General features: G+C 69.4%; 15 protein-coding genes and 2 pseudogenes. 11 read left to right on the top strand and 6 right to left on the bottom strand.

Translation table 11 applies throughout. The annotated features are described in order from the left end of the window. Nucleotides 1-244 precede the first annotated feature (244 nt). The 3 genes from ACFY7H_RS23890 to ACFY7H_RS23880 all read left to right on the top strand — a co-directional run bounded on the left by ACFY7H_RS23890 (nucleotide 245) and on the right by ACFY7H_RS23880 (nucleotide 3,449). Nucleotides 245-670 carry an IS5 family transposase gene (locus ACFY7H_RS23890; protein WP_388941179.1) on the top strand — a complete coding sequence of 142 codons (426 nt, stop codon included), beginning with the start codon at nucleotides 245-247 and terminating at the stop codon, nucleotides 668-670. An 862-nt stretch (nucleotides 671-1,532) separates the two neighbouring features. Then, nucleotides 1,533-2,687: a hypothetical protein gene (locus ACFY7H_RS23885; RefSeq protein ID WP_388941176.1), complete on the top strand. Its 1,155-nt coding sequence runs from the start codon at nucleotides 1,533-1,535 to the stop codon at nucleotides 2,685-2,687. Between the two features lie 129 nt (nucleotides 2,688-2,816). Further along, the gene (locus tag ACFY7H_RS23880) at nucleotides 2,817-3,449 is read left to right on the top strand and encodes an IS5 family transposase (protein ID WP_388941174.1); all 633 of its coding nucleotides are present in this window, start codon (nucleotides 2,817-2,819) and stop codon (nucleotides 3,447-3,449) included. Between the two features lie 356 nt (nucleotides 3,450-3,805). Here ACFY7H_RS23880 and ACFY7H_RS23875 read toward each other — a convergent pair. Further along, nucleotides 3,806-4,459: pseudogene (locus tag ACFY7H_RS23875) on the bottom strand (DNA polymerase III subunit alpha); the annotation flags it as partial. Nucleotides 4,460-4,596: 137 nt separating this feature from the next. On the opposite strand from ACFY7H_RS23875, the gene ACFY7H_RS23870 reads away from it, so the two are divergent. The 3 genes from ACFY7H_RS23870 to ACFY7H_RS23860 all read left to right on the top strand — a co-directional run bounded on the left by ACFY7H_RS23870 (nucleotide 4,597) and on the right by ACFY7H_RS23860 (nucleotide 6,877). Continuing rightward, nucleotides 4,597-5,112: a M23 family metallopeptidase gene (locus tag ACFY7H_RS23870; RefSeq protein ID WP_388941171.1), complete on the top strand. Its 516-nt coding sequence runs from the start codon at nucleotides 4,597-4,599 to the stop codon at nucleotides 5,110-5,112. A gap of 805 nt (nucleotides 5,113-5,917) precedes the next feature. Then, complete coding sequence (locus ACFY7H_RS23865) at nucleotides 5,918-6,352, top strand: hypothetical protein (protein WP_388941168.1); 435 nt, start codon at nucleotides 5,918-5,920, stop codon at nucleotides 6,350-6,352. Nucleotides 6,353-6,538: 186 nt separating this feature from the next. Next, on the top strand, nucleotides 6,539-6,877 hold the full coding sequence (locus ACFY7H_RS23860; RefSeq protein WP_388941165.1) for a hypothetical protein: 339 nt from the start codon (nucleotides 6,539-6,541) through the stop codon (nucleotides 6,875-6,877). Between the two features lie 29 nt (nucleotides 6,878-6,906). On the opposite strand, the pseudogene ACFY7H_RS23855 reads toward ACFY7H_RS23860, so the two are convergent. Next, nucleotides 6,907-7,359, bottom strand: a pseudogene (locus ACFY7H_RS23855) (ATP-binding protein); the annotation flags it as partial. A 288-nt stretch (nucleotides 7,360-7,647) separates the two neighbouring features. Between ACFY7H_RS23855 and ACFY7H_RS23850 the strand changes: the two are divergent. From ACFY7H_RS23850 to ACFY7H_RS23840, 3 genes are all read left to right on the top strand, one after another. After that, on the top strand, nucleotides 7,648-7,842 hold the full coding sequence (locus ACFY7H_RS23850; protein ID WP_388941162.1) for a hypothetical protein: 195 nt from the start codon (nucleotides 7,648-7,650) through the stop codon (nucleotides 7,840-7,842). 239 nt (nucleotides 7,843-8,081) lie between these two features. Continuing rightward, nucleotides 8,082-8,603, top strand: a complete 522-nt coding sequence (locus ACFY7H_RS23845; protein WP_388941159.1) for a GNAT family N-acetyltransferase — start codon at nucleotides 8,082-8,084, stop codon at nucleotides 8,601-8,603. Between the two features lie 128 nt (nucleotides 8,604-8,731). Continuing rightward, complete coding sequence (locus ACFY7H_RS23840; RefSeq protein WP_388941156.1) at nucleotides 8,732-9,823, top strand: transposase family protein; 1,092 nt, start codon at nucleotides 8,732-8,734, stop codon at nucleotides 9,821-9,823. Nucleotides 9,824-10,346: 523 nt separating this feature from the next. On the opposite strand, the gene ACFY7H_RS23835 is transcribed toward ACFY7H_RS23840, so the two are convergent. Then, entirely contained in the window at nucleotides 10,347-10,883 is a 537-nt protein-coding gene (locus tag ACFY7H_RS23835; protein WP_388941153.1) for a hypothetical protein, read from the bottom strand. A gap of 8 nt (nucleotides 10,884-10,891) precedes the next feature. Next, nucleotides 10,892-11,593, bottom strand: a complete 702-nt coding sequence (locus tag ACFY7H_RS23830) for a hypothetical protein (RefSeq protein ID WP_388941150.1) — start codon at nucleotides 11,591-11,593, stop codon at nucleotides 10,892-10,894. 119 nt (nucleotides 11,594-11,712) lie between these two features. On the opposite strand from ACFY7H_RS23830, the gene ACFY7H_RS23825 reads away from it, so the two are divergent. Both ACFY7H_RS23825 and ACFY7H_RS23820 read left to right on the top strand, forming a co-directional pair. Further along, nucleotides 11,713-12,933, top strand: coding sequence for a sensor histidine kinase (locus ACFY7H_RS23825; RefSeq protein ID WP_388941146.1), 1,221 nt, complete (start codon nucleotides 11,713-11,715; stop codon nucleotides 12,931-12,933). A 4-nt stretch (nucleotides 12,934-12,937) separates the two neighbouring features. After that, the gene (locus ACFY7H_RS23820) at nucleotides 12,938-13,645 is read left to right on the top strand and encodes a response regulator (protein WP_388941143.1); all 708 of its coding nucleotides are present in this window, start codon (nucleotides 12,938-12,940) and stop codon (nucleotides 13,643-13,645) included. Nucleotides 13,646-14,054: 409 nt separating this feature from the next. Here ACFY7H_RS23820 and ACFY7H_RS23815 read toward each other — a convergent pair whose 3' ends face one another. Next, nucleotides 14,055-14,279, bottom strand: coding sequence for a hypothetical protein (locus ACFY7H_RS23815; RefSeq protein ID WP_388941140.1), 225 nt, complete (start codon nucleotides 14,277-14,279; stop codon nucleotides 14,055-14,057). Nucleotides 14,280-14,949: 670 nt separating this feature from the next. Next, the gene (locus tag ACFY7H_RS23810) at nucleotides 14,950-16,029 is read right to left on the bottom strand and encodes an NAD-dependent epimerase/dehydratase family protein (protein ID WP_388941248.1); all 1,080 of its coding nucleotides are present in this window, start codon (nucleotides 16,027-16,029) and stop codon (nucleotides 14,950-14,952) included. Nucleotides 16,030-16,314 lie beyond the last annotated feature (285 nt).

Here is a 16,314-nt window from a genome sequence, read left to right as displayed (position 1 = left end):
CCTGAGGCCACCTGGTACTTGGATGCGGCCTTTACGCCCGGTGCTCACCTTGGGACGGTGTACGACGATCCGACGACGCCGGTAGTCGTGACCGGCATCGAGGAGCTGAGGACGATTCGCGTACCGAGCGGCCGGCTCGTCGTCGATGCGCCATGGCACGACGACCAGGTCTGGGAGTACCAGGAGGGGCTGCCGGCTAGGGTCTGTTGCGAAAGTGGATGTTGTTTGTTGATGATCATGTCCTGTGGGACGTGGGGATCTGACGAACGGGCAGTGGGCCCGGCTGGAGCCGTTGCTGCCGGCGGGCATCAAGCCGGGTCGTCCGCAGCTGTGGGCGCGGCGGCAGCTGATAGACGGCATACGGTGGCGGACGCGGACTGGTGCACCGTGGCGGGACGTGCCCGAACGCTATGGGCCTTGGGAGCGGGTCTATGACCTGTTCCGGCGCTGGCAGCGGGACGGCACCTGGGCGAGGATCCTCACCCAGCTGCAGGCCGAGGTGGACGCGAAGGGGCTGATCACCTGGGACGTCAACGTCGACTCCACCGTCTGCCGGGCTCACCAGCATGCCGCCGGGGCGGCGAAAAAGGGGATCTCCAGAAGGAACCGCCCGGCGGGGTCTTCGTCGAGCCGGCCGACCACGGCCTTGGGTGCTCGCGCGGCGGACTGACCAGCAAAATCCACCTTGCCCGCGCCCTGTCCGACCTCCCCCGTTATGTTTTCGCGTCCCTGCAATGGGGCCGCTAACCTCCGGGCTCGGTATGACTGTGTCCCCTCTGCCGAACGGATGACCTGGGGGTGGTGTCGCCGGGTCCGGCAGGTGCCGTCGGAGACGCTGATGAGAGACCCGGCCACGCCCGGCCCGGCGCAATGCCGGGCAGTTCGCGGGCGGCAGGTCTGCATAACGTGGATGCGCGAACACGGTGCCCACCTCGATGCTGATCAGCTGTCCCTTACCCCAACGGTGCCGCAGTTGCAGGTCGAGGCGCCCGGTCCGGTTCTGCCGAGTGGCGGTGGGCAGCTCTACCTCCCGCTGGACTTCATACCCCTGGTCGGACGCCCAGTCGGCCACCGAATCGGTGAAGAAGGCGGTCACCTCGGGGGTAGACAGGTCTGATCCTTGAGACCCCGGATGCTGTTGAGTCAACGAAGGTCGTCCACGAGTCGGAAGAAACGTTCTGGCGACGGCTCACCGAGGGTGATCACATCGTTTTGGAGCGTGCCTGAGCTGCCGTAAGCCCTCAACCCGATGGCAGCGCTCGATGCCCTGAGACCCGGCCCGGCACCATGGCATGCACCGGGCGCGACGCCACCGAAACCCTGCTGCCGATCCTCCGCCACGGCCAGGACACCGTGCCCAACCCCGGCAACTGAACCGGCGTTGCCGGTGAGTAGCTCTCCAGAATCATCACGAGGTCCCGTCCGGTTGAAAGACCGGGCGGGATCTCGGCGTTTTCGGAAAGCATGGCGGCCGTGGTCGAAAAGCGACTCTAGGATGATCAACTGATGATCGCTCAACGGGGAGAAGAATCGTGAGATTTGCCTGGCAGGACACACCTGGGCAGATTCGGGACGCGGCCACCTTCATAGGTCTGCCGAACCCCGTGCTGTGGTCCGGGCCCCCGGTCCGGGAGGGCGACCTCGCCGGATGGATGGGCGAGGTCAAATACTTCACCCGGATCGAGATCGACTCCGTCATCACCCTGCACAGCCGCTCCGGCACCCCCTTCGAGCTGTACGGGCGGGGCAGCGAGTTCCTCAACCCGGTACGGATGGCGCGCTATGTGCCCTGCGTGATCGAGGCGGAGAACGCCGAGGAGAACCCGAAGGTCCTCGCCCTCGCACGCACCGCGTGGCGGGAGCACGTTGACGCCGTCGCACAGCGCTTCGGTGCTCCCGTCCGCGTCGCGGAGGACGACGACGAGGACTTGGAGGCGATCTGGCGTCTGGCCGGCGCCGAAGGCCCGGACCTGCGTCTGTGGTTGAACGCCACGCAGGTCCTGGTCCCGGACAGCCCGCTGTACACCCGCCTTCCCGGCCGCGCGCTGATCCGCCTCGACGCGCACGCCCCGGAGGACATGGCCGGCGTCACACCCCGCCCGGTCGACAAGGCCAACGACGTGCCGGAGTGGATCCCGGACTGGTACCAGCAGCACGCGGTCGATCTGGCGCGGGCCGAGTACGAGGCGTTCGAGGACGAGGAGCGCGTCGTCGACCGGGTTCGGCACGCCCTTGGCGGCGCAGTCGCCGACGGCGGATCCGTCCTCGACCTCCTCGGGACCCTCGTCGACACGCCCTTCGAGGTCCGGGCGGAGACCGACTCTTACAGCTCGCAGCACATCTTCCGGCACCCCGACGCCCCCCAGGGCCGGCTGCCCGCCCTTCACGTGGCGCACGTGATCAGCGTCCTCGCCAACCACGAGCAGGCGGGCTCCGCCCGTACGGCGCAGTCGGTGGAGCCGGGCCTGACCCTCCACCATCTCGACCTGTTCAATCCCCGGGTGCAGAACTCCCTCGGCGTCACCGGCCGGGAGGCCTGCGGGCTGTGGCGACTGACCCGCGCCGGGTTCGAGAAGTCGATCACCGGCAAGGCGTACATGATCACCCCGGCGGACGTGCTGGAGCGCCTGCGCGCCGCAGTGCTCGCAGCCGGGACCCCCGAAGAGGGTGAGTCGCCGTCAGAATGACGGATGACGGGCCATGACGGTGGGACGGTCCAGGCGTGGCAGGCGCTGGGCGGGGCGGCGGAAGCGGTCGGGCGGGGGCGCTAGGGCGCGTATCGAAAGTGGATCTTAGGCTGTGAATGATCATGCTTCATGGGTCGAGGAGATCTCACGGACGAGCAGTGGGCGGTGCTGGAGCCCTTGTTGCCGAAGGGCACGAGGGCGGGACGGCCGCCCGTCTGGCCTCGGCGGCAGCTGATCGATGGCATACGGTTTCGGGTCCGGACTGGGGTTCCGTGGCGGGACGTGCCCGTCGAGTACGGGCCGTGGGGCCGGGCCTACGATCTGTTCCGCCGGTGGCAGCGGAGCGGCACCTGGCACCGAATCCTCACCCGGCTCCAGTCCCTGGCCGACGCTCAGGGCGCAATCACGTGGGACCTGAGCGTCGATTCCACGGTCTGCCGCGCCCACCAGCACGCGGCCGGGGCCCGCAAGCAGGGCAACCTGCAGAAAGAACCACCGGGCGGCGTCTTCACCGAGCCTGATGATCACGGACTGGGGAGGTCGCGTGGCGGGTTCACTACCAAGCTCCACCTGGCCGTCGAGCAGGGGCAAAAGCCCATGTCGATCGTGATCACGGCTGGGCAGCGCGGGGACTCGCCGCAGTTCGAGCCGGTCCTGGAGAAGGTTCGCGTGCCGCGCATCGGAGCGGGCCGGCCACGCGTCCGCCGCAGCTTTCCGCGATCGGCATGCGATGGACGTAGCTGGACCGGTCGTCTCTACTGAGCTGGGGCATCGCCGTCCTGGACGACATGGACGCTGCCCGGGTTGCCGACCATCGCCGGTGATGGGCACCGGGTGCAGTGGCGGCCATCGCGCTCGCCCAATGAGGTTCGGCCGTTCGTCGCCCGGGAAGGTGGAAGTGACGGGACGGGCGGCCCACCACATGGGCTTGCCCCTTCACCGTCCCCCACTTACGCCGACGACCGTCAGCTGCCCGAGGCTGCTGTCCTTCGCCGGTGCAAAACTACTTCGCCGCCGTCTGGCACAGGACGTAGACCCGGACCTTCGGGCCACTGCCATCGCCACCCACAGCGGTCCACCAGCCGGTCCCGTCGGCGGTCGGGCCTCCGTGGATGAAGTGCCAGGTCCACGAGACCGGAGCCGTCCTCCAGGGTGACGAAGATGATGCGCTTGCCGGAGGGGATCGGCGGGGTCTGGGTGGAGGCGCGTACGCCGGCGACGAGGACCTGCTGCCCAGGGTGCATGGTCTTCAGGTGGGCGGCGTCGATGGCTCCGGTCTCGCGCACAGGAGCCGGTGGTGGTGGCTCATCAGATGCTGGGACACGTCGATGGACAGGATGCTGATCTCGGCGGACATCGTTTCGCGGCTGGTCATCTCCGGCAGCCCGGCGGGCTGCGTGGTGATGAGTTCGCCGCCGAGCGGGAGCTGTCCGTCGGTGGGTCGCGCGCGGGTGTGGGTGTGGAGCTCGGCGGCCTGGAGGAGGAGGTCGCGCCGGGTGAGCGAGCCGCGCATCGCATCGAGGGCGCCGATCTGGATGAGGCGTTCGCAGGACGGCAGGGCGGGGCGGGCGCGCTGCCAGAAGTCCTGGAGCCCGGCGCACGGCTGGCCCGCGGCGATCCGGGTGACCTGGTCCTCGCTGATGCCCTTCACCGAGGACAGCGACAGCCGCACCCCCCACACCGCTGTCCGCCTGCTCGATGCGGTGCTCGGCGGCGGAGCAGTTGATGTCGACCTGCAGCACGGGAACACCGTGGCGCCGGGACCCGCCGACGAAAGAACTTGCTGCAAGTTTTTTTCAACAACCTTGTTGAAAGGGTCAGTTGGTGCCAGTGTTGTCCCGTCTGGATCAGATCCGCAGTGGGAGGCACAGTGCGCAACGCGAGACGACTTCTCCTCAGATTCGGCGCCATGGCAAGCTCAGCGATCACAGCAGCAGGGATCGGACTCATAGCAGCCCCGCCGGCCGCGGCCGTTGACTACTACTACGAACTTCCCTATCCGTCGGGCGAGTCCTACCTCGTCACCCAGGGACCCGAGGGCACGTACTCGCACACCGGCCCCTACAACGAGCACGCCTGGGACTTCGGACTGCCGGCGAACTACGAGGTCTCCGCCGCGCAGGGCGGCACCGTTCTCGTCTCGGACTGGTCCCCGTACTGGGAGAACGGCATCGAGGTCATCATCCGCCACTCGAACGGCCAGTGCACCCACTACGCGCACCTCAACCGTGCGATCTACAACAAGGGCGACTGGGTACCGCAGGGGCGGATCATCGGCTGGTCGGGAGCCACCGGAGCGGCCAACGGCGCGCACCTGCACTTCCAAGTCATCAACTGCAGCACCCGAGTCGGCATCTCGGCCACGGTCCAGGGATGGAAGCCGCCCACCGGATCAAGGCCCGTGAGCGTCAACACGCGCGCCTGACACCAGGCCCCCCGGCCACTCCTGGCGTCAGAAACGACCGGAGTGGCGAGGACCTGCCCCGGTCGGCTGTGTACGGACGCCCCGACGAGACCAAGGCCGCCCCCGGCCAGCCCGGCAGCGGCTCGACGGACCACGGCAGGATCCGGGCCCGCAGGGACATCGACGGGCTCCGCTCTCCACAGAGAGGACGGAGCCCGTCTCCACGGGGCTATTGGCCTGTAGCACACCGCGGCCGATGAGCCCTTGAAGACGGGGCGGCCCGTCCTGCTTCCAGGCTCGTGATGATCGCAGGCATCCCACGCACGAGGACGGGCCAGCCCTCCCCACCGGCAAAGCCGACGGCGGACGACTGACCACAAGACACCACACCACAGAAGAAAAAGCCCACCCCGCAGCGCGCTCCCTCAGCCCTGCCGGCGGAGCCGCGGCATGTGGCGGGATGTCGATGCCGCACGGCGCGCCCCCACCGGCTCGCAGCACGTCCCCGGCGGCGCGCCCCGGTACTCCCCCGCTTCCGGCCCGTAGGCGTCCAGGAGCGCCCAGCCCTCTTCCGCGCGGCAGGCGACAACCTCCGAAAGGTCTTTGGTTTCGGGGGCCTTCGGGGGCTTGAGACGGTGCGTCAGGTGGTGTGAGCGGCCACGAGACCGGTGGGACGGGGCTCGGTGATGCCGGGAAGGAGAGGGCTTCCAGGTGAGGTGTACGGGTGGAGGCGGCGGGTGACCGTGCGCCATCCTTCACCGTCTTCCCAGACGAGTACGGCCGCCAGCGCTACGGGGGTGAGGAGGACTGCGGCACGCAGTGTGTCGTGGCTCTGCTCGACGTCCGGCGCGCCAGGAGTGCCGGTCAGGCCGGCTTCATGCAGGGCGGCTGTGACCGCCAGATAGGCCCCGGCCGCACGAGCGCGGAGTTCGGTGAGGGCCTGGCGCGCGGCGTTGCGCACCAGCCCCGCGAAATAGCCGAGCACGGCGGCCTGCTGCGGAGTGAGAGCGGAATCGGTGGTCAGGCGATCGGTGATCCGGCTGACGCGCAGGTGGGTCAGGGCGCGCTGTGCGGTGTCGCGGTGGACGCCGAGGGCTTCGGTGACACGGGCCGCGGTGATGGCGGGGTCGGTGTCGAGAAGCGGCGCGACAAGCGCGAGCAGCTGATCGCGCGGGATCTGGTCACCGGTGGCTGCGTAGGTTTCAAGCGAGAGCGCTTGTTGGTGGGTTTCGGCATCACGCGTTGCTCGGAGAGCGCGTGAATGTTGTTGAGAAGTAAGAGCACCCGAGGTGGCGGGGAGTTCGATCGTGCGTGCGGAGCCAGCCCCGTTCGTGGCAGGATGACCTCATGTTGGTCAGAAAGGGCGATGCCGCGTAGGCGCCCGAAGGCCGTCCGCACTGAGCGATGGCGGCCTCGCAGACATGTCGTAGTTCGGAAGATCCGCGGCGTGTCCGCGAAGACGCGTGTAGCAGTCCGCCGTGTTGAGGATGAGCGGATGTGGCCTGACGCAGTTGCTAACGCACTCGCCTGTTTCGAGTGGGCGTTCCAGCAACCCGGCCGTTATCTGAACGCGTTCCAGGTCTGGCAGCCCGGACTGGAGGTGGAGTATGCCCGCGACAATCTGGAGGAGGCCATGCTTCACCTCCCTTGCGGTGCTCGGCGTGATCTCGGCCTGCTGATTGCTCGCATCGACGACGAGTTCGAGCGTCGCACTCTGCCGAGCCCTGGACCGGTGAACGACTTCACGGAAGGCGGCTGGTGGTGGTCAAGGATCCGCGAGCGCTGATTCCGGTCACGGAACCCCATGTGTCCTGATTAGTTCGTGGACAGTTGTTGTTCTGCGCGGGCGCGGGTTGTGGCGAGGCGGTAGGAGTCGGTGCCGGTCTCGATGATGTTGCCGCCGAAGGTGAGGCGGTCGACGATGGCAGCACAAAGACGCGGGTCGGTGAAGGTCTTCGTCCAGCCGGAGAACGACTCGTTGGAGGCGATGGCCACGCTGTTCTTTTCTTCCCGCTCGGTCAGAACCTGGAAGAGCAGTTCGGCGCCACGACGGTCGAGTTCCATGTAGCCGAGCTCGTCGATGCACAAAAGATCGACTCGGCCGTAGCGGGCGATGGTCTTGGTCAGCTGCTTCTCGTCGGCGGCCTTGACGAGCTCGTTGACCAGCTTTGTCGCCAGGACGTATTTGACGCGGTAGCCGGCCATCGCGGCTTCGGTGCCGAGGGCGATCAGCAGGTGTGACTTGCCGGTGCCAGAGTCGCCGATGAGTACGCAGGCCAGACCGAATGGTGAATTCCATACCCCCGGGGATGGTTTGACCGAAGATTCGATACCAAATCCCACCTGGAAGCGCAATCAAATTGATCTGCGGAGCCGCTATCCAGGCACTCCACCGATGCAATCATGCGTCCAACGGCGCCGTCAAGATCAGGTAAATCACCCCCCATCCACCACAAACCTACCTAGGCTGGAAAGGTCGGCGGCTGGCCCGCTTGGGACTCCACCGATCCCAGCTCACAGCCCTGCTCCGAGTGCGGTACCGACATGGAGGTCCTGATGACCGTCGCCACGTTCGAGGAGGGGGACGACGCCGGGAACAGCTGGTCTCCGCTCCCCCACCCAGGTGCTGGCCCGTACCCCGGCCACCGCGGCTACAACGCGACCGGGGTCCCGATAGGCAGCGGCTACCGGCAGCACCTGTTCGTGTGCCCGGCGGAGCCCGAGCATCCGCACATCGAGTTGATGATGTAGCCCGTCTGCAGTGTGGAGCCGGGGCGTCACGGTGCGGGCGGCGACATCAAGATCATTTACAGGATAGCCCTTACGGCTCGGTTCGCGATTGATGGTGGGAGTAGCTTCGTCTCGGGGGCAGCTGATCTGGGTGTTGCGACGACCGTTGGCCAGCTCTGGGTGTTGTGATGGGTGGTGCTCGGTCGGGATATTCGATGGTCCCCGCTTGTTGATGGTGATCTACTGCCGCGGTGGATCCAGTGACGCTTGAGACCGACCGTCTGGTGCTGCGCGCCTTCATGCCTGCCGACGTGGATGCGGTGTACGAAGCCTGCCAGGACGAGGACATTCAGTTCTATACGCCGGTGCCGGTGCCATTTCGGCGTGCGGACGCGGAGAAGCTCGTCGGCGAGACGTTGCCCGCTCAGTGGGCCGAGGACAGGGACTACACCCTCGGCGCGTTCCGCAAAGACAGCGGCGCCTTGGTGGGCTCGTACTGCCTGACCCTCGTCAGCCGCGGCGTCTGGGAGCTCGGATACTGGGCAGTCAAGGAACAACGCAGAGGCGGGTATTCGGTGGAGGCCGCTCGGGCCCTGTGCGCCTGGGGCTGGGCCACCCTCGACGTCCACCGCATCGAATGGTGGGCCATGGCCGGGAACACCGGCTCGCGTGCCGTCGCCGAGAAACTCGGCTTCACCGTCGAAGGGACACTGCGCAATCGCAGCATCGCCAACGACGGCAAGCCGCACGACTGGTGGGTGGGCGGACTGCTGAGGCCCTGATGCTCAGACCGATGCTACGCCGGCTGCGTTAGCTCTTCTGTAGGAAAGTTCCCAGCTCGGACTGCCGCAGAAGATCCACACCCGGCGGGCAGCCGTGACGTGGCAGTGGCCGCACGGGTTCTTCGAGCGTGACCAAGAAGTGGGCCCGTGCGGCCTTGGCCCACCCTGCCTTCTGCGGCATCTCGCATGCACATCTCGGCATTTTGATCGAAGGGTTGGCCGATCCGTGGCTCGCCCGGTGCGAGTCGGAGCGTCGTGAGCGGCGTGGTGTCGAGCGGCAGCGAGAGGCCGGTGCCGGCCCGAAGCACGACCTGGTCTTCACCGACCGCCTGCTCGTCACCCTGGTCTACCTACGCACCGGACTCCCGCACGCCGCGCTCGCCGAGCTCTTCGGCGTCGCCCGCTCCACGATCTCCCGCGCCATCGGGGAGATCCGCCCGTTGCTGGCCGTGTGCGGCTTCGCAGTCCCCGACCACTCCGGCGTGCGACTTCGGACCCTGGCGGACGTGTTCGCCTACGCCGAGGCCGCAGGGACCCGGTTGCGGATCGATGGCGCCGAGACCCAGGTCCGCCGCCCGAAGGCATCCGGCCCCGGACGGCGGGCCTTCATCTCCGGCAAGGCTACACCCGAGGGTCGCGTCCACGAGCCGCCCAACCGTGGCGGAGGACGGGCCGTCCTGCCAGGAGGTATCGGCCCCCAGGCGGGCCAGGTGCGCGGCGAGGAGACCGGTGCCGCCCTGGTCGCGGATCTGGTCCATGCGGGCCGCGAGCAGGGGCCACTGGCGCGAGCCCACCAGGAGACCCGCCTGCGTCTCGGGCAGGACGTCCTTGACGACGCCGACGGTCGCGGCGTGCGCGAGCCGGTTCACGCCGAGCTGCTCCAGCGCCTTCGCCCGGTCGCCGAGGTCCAGGTCCCGGGGCATCGCCAGGCCCTCGGTCAGCGGGCCCCAGGAACGCTTGGCGTCCACGCTGGCGGGTGGCGTCCACGGGTCGGCGGCCTCCGGCACCGGTGCCGCAGGGGCGGGAGCGGGTGCGGGTACGCGTCCCGCCGCAGGTGCGCCCCACGGGTCGCCGGAGCCGCCCATGCGCGAGGCCAGCCCGCCCCGGGCCGGCGGCGCTACAGCACCGGGAGCAACGGCGGCAGGGCAGGAGCGGGGCGGCAGCGGGCGCCGGGGTGGCCGGGGCGGGCGCGGGTGCTTTGGCGGCGGCCGCGGTGGTGACCGCGGCCACGGCCCGCCCGCTCCGGCCGCGTGCGCGTCCCGGGGGATCCGGGTGATATCGATACCGCGGGCGTCGAGCTGGCCCATCGCGGCCGCGATGTCCGGCCAGGCCGGGGAGGCGAGAATCGCCTCGCGCACCAGGCCCTCCGGCATCGTGGACTTCAGCAGGTCCCAGGCCGGTGGCGGTGAGGCATCCGTCGATGAGGCGGGGGCGAAGCCGGATGTGCCGTCGGCCCCGGCGGAGGGTGCGCCGTCGGGCCGCGTCGCACGAGCGGGGGATGGCCTACCTCCGGGTGCTGTAGGCCTTGAAGATCTGCCCAGCGGGCTGGCTGAGTGAGCAACGCGCTGCCGCCCACCCCGCCCTCGGCTCGCCTGCACTTCTCCGACCAGCTCCAGCACCCTTGGGAACGCCAGAGGTCGGGTCCCGCTCTCAGAAGTGTTCGGACTGGGCGAAGAGCCTGCTGGCAAGGGGCCACAGGGCGGTGCCGTAGCTGTAGGCGGCGTCGCGGGACCTGAGCAGGTGTTACGCGGTGACGAGCCGGGGGCCGGGCGCGGCGGCCCTTCGGCGGCGGTGGTAGGCGACGGTGACGACCGCCAGCATGGGGCCCCAGGCCACCAGGGGCATGTAGCAAGCCGTCATCACCCAATACGCCACGCCCGTCGGGGAACCGGGGGCGCCCATGTTCCCCGGGTCGTTCCAGCCGATGGACCCCATGGCTCCCAGCAGGGTGAGCACGGCGGCCCCCAGACCGGCGGGGATCACGGCGGCGGGCGGCGGGATGCGTCTGCCACCGATCAGCGGCAGCCAGCGCGGGACGACTTCGCCCCAGCGCTGCACGAGCCCCAGGGTGAGAAATCCCAGCATCTCGGCAAACACGCTCAGGCCGATCATGTAAAGCGAGAACCCGCTGCCGAACCTGACGTCCGCCAACTGATCTTCCCCGGAGAAGCCGAGCGGAACTCCGAACGCTCCTGCGATCCGCCACAGCCCCGTGGGCAGCGGGGCGAGCGCGGCGAGACGGGCGAGCCGCACCACTCGGCGGCTCGGTTCGCATTCCATGGCCGCTTTCATTCGTTGTTCTCCGAGTTCTCCGACGGGTTTGCCGGGAGCACGTGCTCGACCTTGAAGTCGCCGCTCTCGACGGTCTCGTACGGTGCGGCGCTCAGGCACTTCGGTACCTCCATCCCGTCGAAGCTGGCCACGGCCCAGCTGTAGCCGACCCGGTCCTTCCTCCCGTCGCCCTTCCCGTCGTAGACGGTAAAGCCGACGCGCTTGCCGACCGCGCCTGCGGGCAGGTCGGAGCGCGTGATGATGCCGGTGGCGGTCGCGACCGGACCGCCGGTAAGCAGGCAGTCGATACGGCCTTCGGCGTACGCACCCTGCTTCCCGTCGGCGGAGTAGTGGCTGAACCGGAAGGTGCCGCGCGAGGTGCCGGCCGGGGCGTCCGGCTCGTCGGGCTCGGCCGGCGCGAAGCCGTGTGCGTCGAAGGAGAAGCGGACTTGCTGGCCGTCCGCCCGGTACATCTTCGCGGAGCCGGTGAGACTCGATTCCTTCGGCGCCTTCTTCGCCTCGTCCGAGACAGAAGCTGAGGCGGAACCCGGACCAGAGCCGGAAGCAGAAGCGGAAGCGGCGAGGCCGCCGATGACCGCCAGTGCGGTGATTGTGATGACGGACGTACGCAGGGTGGTATTGAGCAGCATGGCGAACTCCTTGGCTCCGGCGGTCGGTTGAGCCGCTGTCGGTGTGACATCAGCCTCCACCGCCGGCACCGTCCGCGACCATCGGCCGATGGGGAGATCCGCTCCGGGCCCGACGGATCCTCTATGCCGTTCGGCAGAGGCCACCGGCCCGGACAGCCCCTAAGGTCGTGGGCGTGAAGATCATGGGCATGGCACACCGGCATCGTGCCGTCGTCAGCGTCGTGACCGCCGCCTGCTGTGTCGCCACGCTCTTCCTGGGCGTACGGCCGGTGCCGGCGCTCGCGGCTGTCGGAGTCGCTCTCGGCACCTTCGGCTGCTGGCCGCGCTCGCGCGCGTGGTCCGGGGCGGCCACGGGCGCCACCGGCGTACTGCTCCTGGCCGCCACGTTCGCCTGGCCCGGACGCGGCACGACCGAGGGATCGGTGTGGCACATGGTTGCCGTAGGAGCGGTGTTGCTGCTGCTGACGGCGGCGGTGCGCTGGTCGCCCCGGCGGCAGCTCCTGGCGGGCGGCGGGCTCGGCGCCGTGGCCGTCGCCGTATGGACCGTCCCGCTCGTACCGGACGCCTCCTTCTTCGAGTGCCTCGGCCTGATGTCCTTCTGGTCGGCTCCGATCGTCGGCTCGGCCGTCGTCGGCGGCTATCCCCGCCTGATGGAGGACCGCCGCCGACAGGCGGTCCTCGCCGCGCGCCGCGCCCAGCAGCTCGAACTCGCCCACGATCTGCACGACTTCGTCGCCCACGATGTGAGCGGCATCGTCGTGCAGGCCCAGGCGGCCCGGTTCGTGGCCCAGCACGATCCGGTGGCGGCGATCCAGGCTCTGGAGCGGATCGAGCGAGCCGGGCTCGCGGCGCTGGCCTCAATCGACCGTACGGTCCGGATGCTGCACGCGGCCGAGAGGAACACCGACGGCAACGGCAACAGCGGCGACCTGACCGGAGACGAGACCGCAGGTGGCGTCGCCCGTACGATCCTCCCCGGCACCGACCAACTCAGCGAAGTGATGGACCGGTTCAGCGAAACAGAACAGATTCGGGCCCGCCTCGACGTGGCCCCGGGCGTCACCGATGCGCTCTCCCGCGAGGGGGCTGCCACGGTTCACCGGGTCGTGGTGGAGGCGCTCACCAATGTCCGCCGGCACGCGCCGGGAGCGGCCGGTGTACGAGTCGCGCTCAGCACGGACCGTACGACCGTCGAGGTCAGCGTGACCAACGACGGAGGCCGCGGCCGCTCTTCGCACCTGCCCTTGCTCCCCCGCCTCGATCGGGGCGCCAGGGGCGGCGGCGGACTGCTCGCGCTGGCCGAACGCGTCCGCACCTGCGGCGGCACCTTCGCCTGTGGCCCGTACCAGGACGGCTGGCGCGTGACCGCGACCCTCCCCGCCACCAGACCGGGGGCCACGGCATCATGATCCCGTGACCATCCGCATCCTGATAGCCGACGACCAGGAAGACGTACGCAACGGCTTCCGGCTCATCCTCGACTCGCAGCCCGACATGACCGTCGTCGGGGAGGCCGCCGACGGCGCGGCAGCGGTCGAACTCGCCCGCACGCTGCGGCCCGACGTCGTCATCGCCGACATCCGGATGCCTCGCCTGGACGGCCTGGAGGTGACCCGGCTATTGGCGGGCCCGACCGCCGAACATCCCGTCCGCGTCGTCGTCGTCACGACTTTCGACCTCGACGACTATGTGCACACCGCACTGCGCAACGGCGCCTGCGGCTTCCTGCTGAAGCGCTCGGGTCCCAACCTCCTGATCGAGGGCGTACGAGCGGCGATGGCCGGAGACACCCTGATCAGCCCGCAGCTCACGGTCCGGCTGCTGCGCAGCCTGTCCGCGCCGCAACTCCGACCGCAGCCCGCTCGGGAGCGGCAGCCCGCAGCCGAGGACCCCCTGACCGCGCGGGAACGTGAGATCGCCCTGCTCGTCGCACGCGGACTGACCAACGCCGAGGTCGGCGCCGAGCTGTTCATCTCGCCGGGCACCGCCAAGACCCATGTCGCCAACATCCAGGCGAAGCTGGCGGTGCGCAACCGAGTGGGTATTGCCGCGTGGGCCTGGGAGACCGGTCTGGCGAGCGGCACATCTGACACCGCACGGACACGGACCCCAGAGACCTAAGGCGCGCCCGACAGTTGGACCGGATCCGCCGCGACTCGCGCGCCGAGCCTCACCGCAGCCTGGGGTCCGGGCCGAGGGGATGCCGCCGGCCGTGGCAGGTCCGCCCCGCTGACCGGCGATGATGGGTGCCGGCGCCGCGGTGGCGTCCGGTGGATTCTCGGGGGTGGAGCGGTGATCGAGGTCGGGCGGGATAGCGCGGTCGGCGTGAACGGTGTCGGTCGGGATCGGATACGGCTTTCGAGGCAGCCATCATTGCGTTGAACCGAGCGGCGAACTCACCGGTGTCCATCATACAAGCAGAGTAGTGACGCAGTAGCACCGCGTCACTAGGAGCTCTCGTGACCCGGGGACGAGGCTGGCTGCGAGTTACGGGCCTCCATGCCCTACGGCGTCGGCCGGACGTCGCGCGTCAGATGTTGGGCGTCCACACTTCGGGCCCGCCGCCTTCCCAGCGGATCGGCCCGTCCTCGGACAGGTCGACATCCTCCAGGCCGGCCCGCCGGAGGAACTCCGCCACGTCGAGCGGCGAGAACGCGCGACCGAGGTCCGCGTCGACGCCGTGAACATGGGCCGTCACCTTCCGGCCGCCCTGCGACGACACGGGATGCACGACGATCTCTGTCTGGTCCGCCATGCCTCCAGCCTGCGTGAGCCCGGTCAGTCCAGCACGCCGAGCACCCCGTGTCCGGCCGGCACTGCGGCCCTACCGGGTGGCGCGGTGCCCCGCAGGCCGGCGGGCCGGCGGGCCAGACCAGCGTCACCCGCAGACCACCCGACCCCGAACGGAACCGCTCCACCACCCGCACCTGCCCCGACACCGTCAACGGCGCCGTGCCCGGCGCCGTCAGCCGGCCCACCGCCGCCCCCGACTCCCCCGCCGCCAGCACGGCCAGCTCGTCGGCATCCTCATCGGTGGACCAGCCCGACAGCTCGTCCTGTCCCTCCGTGTCGTCGGCGAGGACCAGGTGCGGACCGTCGGGCCGAAACGTACGACGCCCGGCACCGACCACGGTCAACAACGCCGACGGCATCCCGATAGGCACCTCGATCTTGTCGTGCGCGAGCAGCCACGCCACGATCTCCGCCCGGTCGAACAGCGGGCGCACGTCGTCCCCGCCCACCGGGGCAGGGAACCGCAACGCCTCCTCGTCGGCCGCCTCCACCGCCGCCCGCGACCACAACCCCCGGTGACCTGTCGCACCGAAGTTTGTCGCCCGAAACCGTGTTTACCTGCGTCGACCGGGTTGAGTGAGACGGGGTCTTTGGACGTTCTGATGGAGCGTTTCAGCTGGCCGCTTTCGCCATCACCTCCGCTCGGCTGCCCACCCTTGAACGTCAGGCTCGAGGACGGCCCCGGACTCAGCCGCCTCGTTGTCGTTACGCGCCGCGAAGCTTCCGCACTCCAGCGCTTTCAGGAGTTCGCGCTCGCGTTCGACACTCAGGCCGGCTCGGCGGGGCCGGTCCAGGCCCTGCTCCTGTTCCCAGCGCAGGGTGTCGGCCAGCAGTTCCGCCCGGGGCCGGTGCCGCAGGCCGGCCGCGCTGGCCGCAGCGCCGTTGCGGGCACCGAATCCGGCCCACTCCGGGTCCGCCACCCACAGCGCGAGCGACTCCGGGCCCATGGCCTGACCCACCTTCTGCCCGAGCAGCCATTTGTCGTCCGCCTCCACCACCGGGCCGGTATGCCCGCCGATCTCCCTCGACAGTGCGACCCATTCCCCGAAGGGCACGATCGGGCCGACCGCGTTGTACGTTCCGGTCGTCCCCCTCTCCGCACAGTCGAGCAGCCACGCGGCGAGGTCCCGCGCGTCAATCACCTGCGTCGGGATGCCAGGGGAAGCCGGCACCAGTAGCAGAGCCAGCGGCTCCCGGGCCGCGCGTCCGACCCAGTACCCGGAGCGGCCGCTGTGGTCACCGGGGCCGCCGATCAGTCCGGCCCGCGCGATGAGGAGCCGGTCTCCCACCGCGGCCGTTGAGGCTTCCTCGCAGGCCACCTTGGCCTCCCCGAACTCGGCGTGGTCGACCTCATCCCGCTTGGCAGCCGAGAGAAGTTCCGCCGACTCGTCCGCGTCCGGCTGCGCGTGCGAGGCATACGCGCTGACCGACGACACATACGACCAGTGGCCCGCCCGCTCGCCGAGCGCCGCCAGTGCCCCGCGGACAAAGCCGGGCTGCCACGACACCTCGAACACGGCGTCCCAATCCTGGCCCACCAGGCTTTCGTACGCCGAAGGGTCCCGCCTGTCCGCAGCGACCAGCACCGCGCCCTCGGCTACCTCGCCACTCTCCCCGCGGGCCAGGCACGTCACCCGATGCCCACGTTCCAGCGCCTGCCGCGAGACCTCACGGCCCACCCATGCTGTTCCGCCCAATACCAAGATCTTCATCATGTCACTCAAACACGGACTGCGAGCCTGCGCCCCGCTACTTCACCGACGGCGTAGCGGACATCCACAGCCATCAGCTATCCAGCGCCCCGTGGACGTCCACGCACACGCCTAGGGGCTGTCCCGCAATGGGCTTGGAGGGACAGGGCTGCTTGGGTCAGGCGGGACTGGTGTAGGCAGATTGTGTGAAGCGGTGCATCGGGGTGGCGGTCGTGGGGGGGGGACGAGTGGGACGCAGCAGGCTGCCTGTGGAGAAACGCAGGCACCAGCGATCTCTGCCTTTCC

The sequence above is a fragment of the Streptomyces sp. NPDC012794 genome (assembly GCF_042901085.1).
Lineage (GTDB): Bacteria > Actinomycetota > Actinomycetes > Streptomycetales > Streptomycetaceae > Streptomyces.
Note: the sequence above shows the minus strand (reverse complement) of the source record. Positions and strands in the feature narration are given on the sequence as shown.

Bases quoted from the DNA above. Each gene is read 5' to 3' on its own strand.
- ACFY7H_RS23880 (WP_388941174.1), top strand. From the start codon at position 2,817: ATGGGTCGAGGAGATCTCACGGACGAGCAGTGGGCGGTGCTGGAGCCC.
- ACFY7H_RS23870 (WP_388941171.1), top strand. From the start codon at position 4,597: ATGGCAAGCTCAGCGATCACAGCAGCAGGGATCGGACTCATAGCAGCC.
- ACFY7H_RS23850 (WP_388941162.1), top strand. From the start codon at position 7,648: ATGACCGTCGCCACGTTCGAGGAGGGGGACGACGCCGGGAACAGCTGG.
- ACFY7H_RS23835 (WP_388941153.1), bottom strand. From the start codon at position 10,883: ATGGAATGCGAACCGAGCCGCCGAGTGGTGCGGCTCGCCCGTCTCGCC.
- ACFY7H_RS23825 (WP_388941146.1), top strand. From the start codon at position 11,713: ATGGCACACCGGCATCGTGCCGTCGTCAGCGTCGTGACCGCCGCCTGC.
- ACFY7H_RS23815 (WP_388941140.1), bottom strand. From the start codon at position 14,279: ATGGCGGACCAGACAGAGATCGTCGTGCATCCCGTGTCGTCGCAGGGC.
- ACFY7H_RS23810 (WP_388941248.1), bottom strand. From the start codon at position 16,029: ATGAAGATCTTGGTATTGGGCGGAACAGCATGGGTGGGCCGTGAGGTC.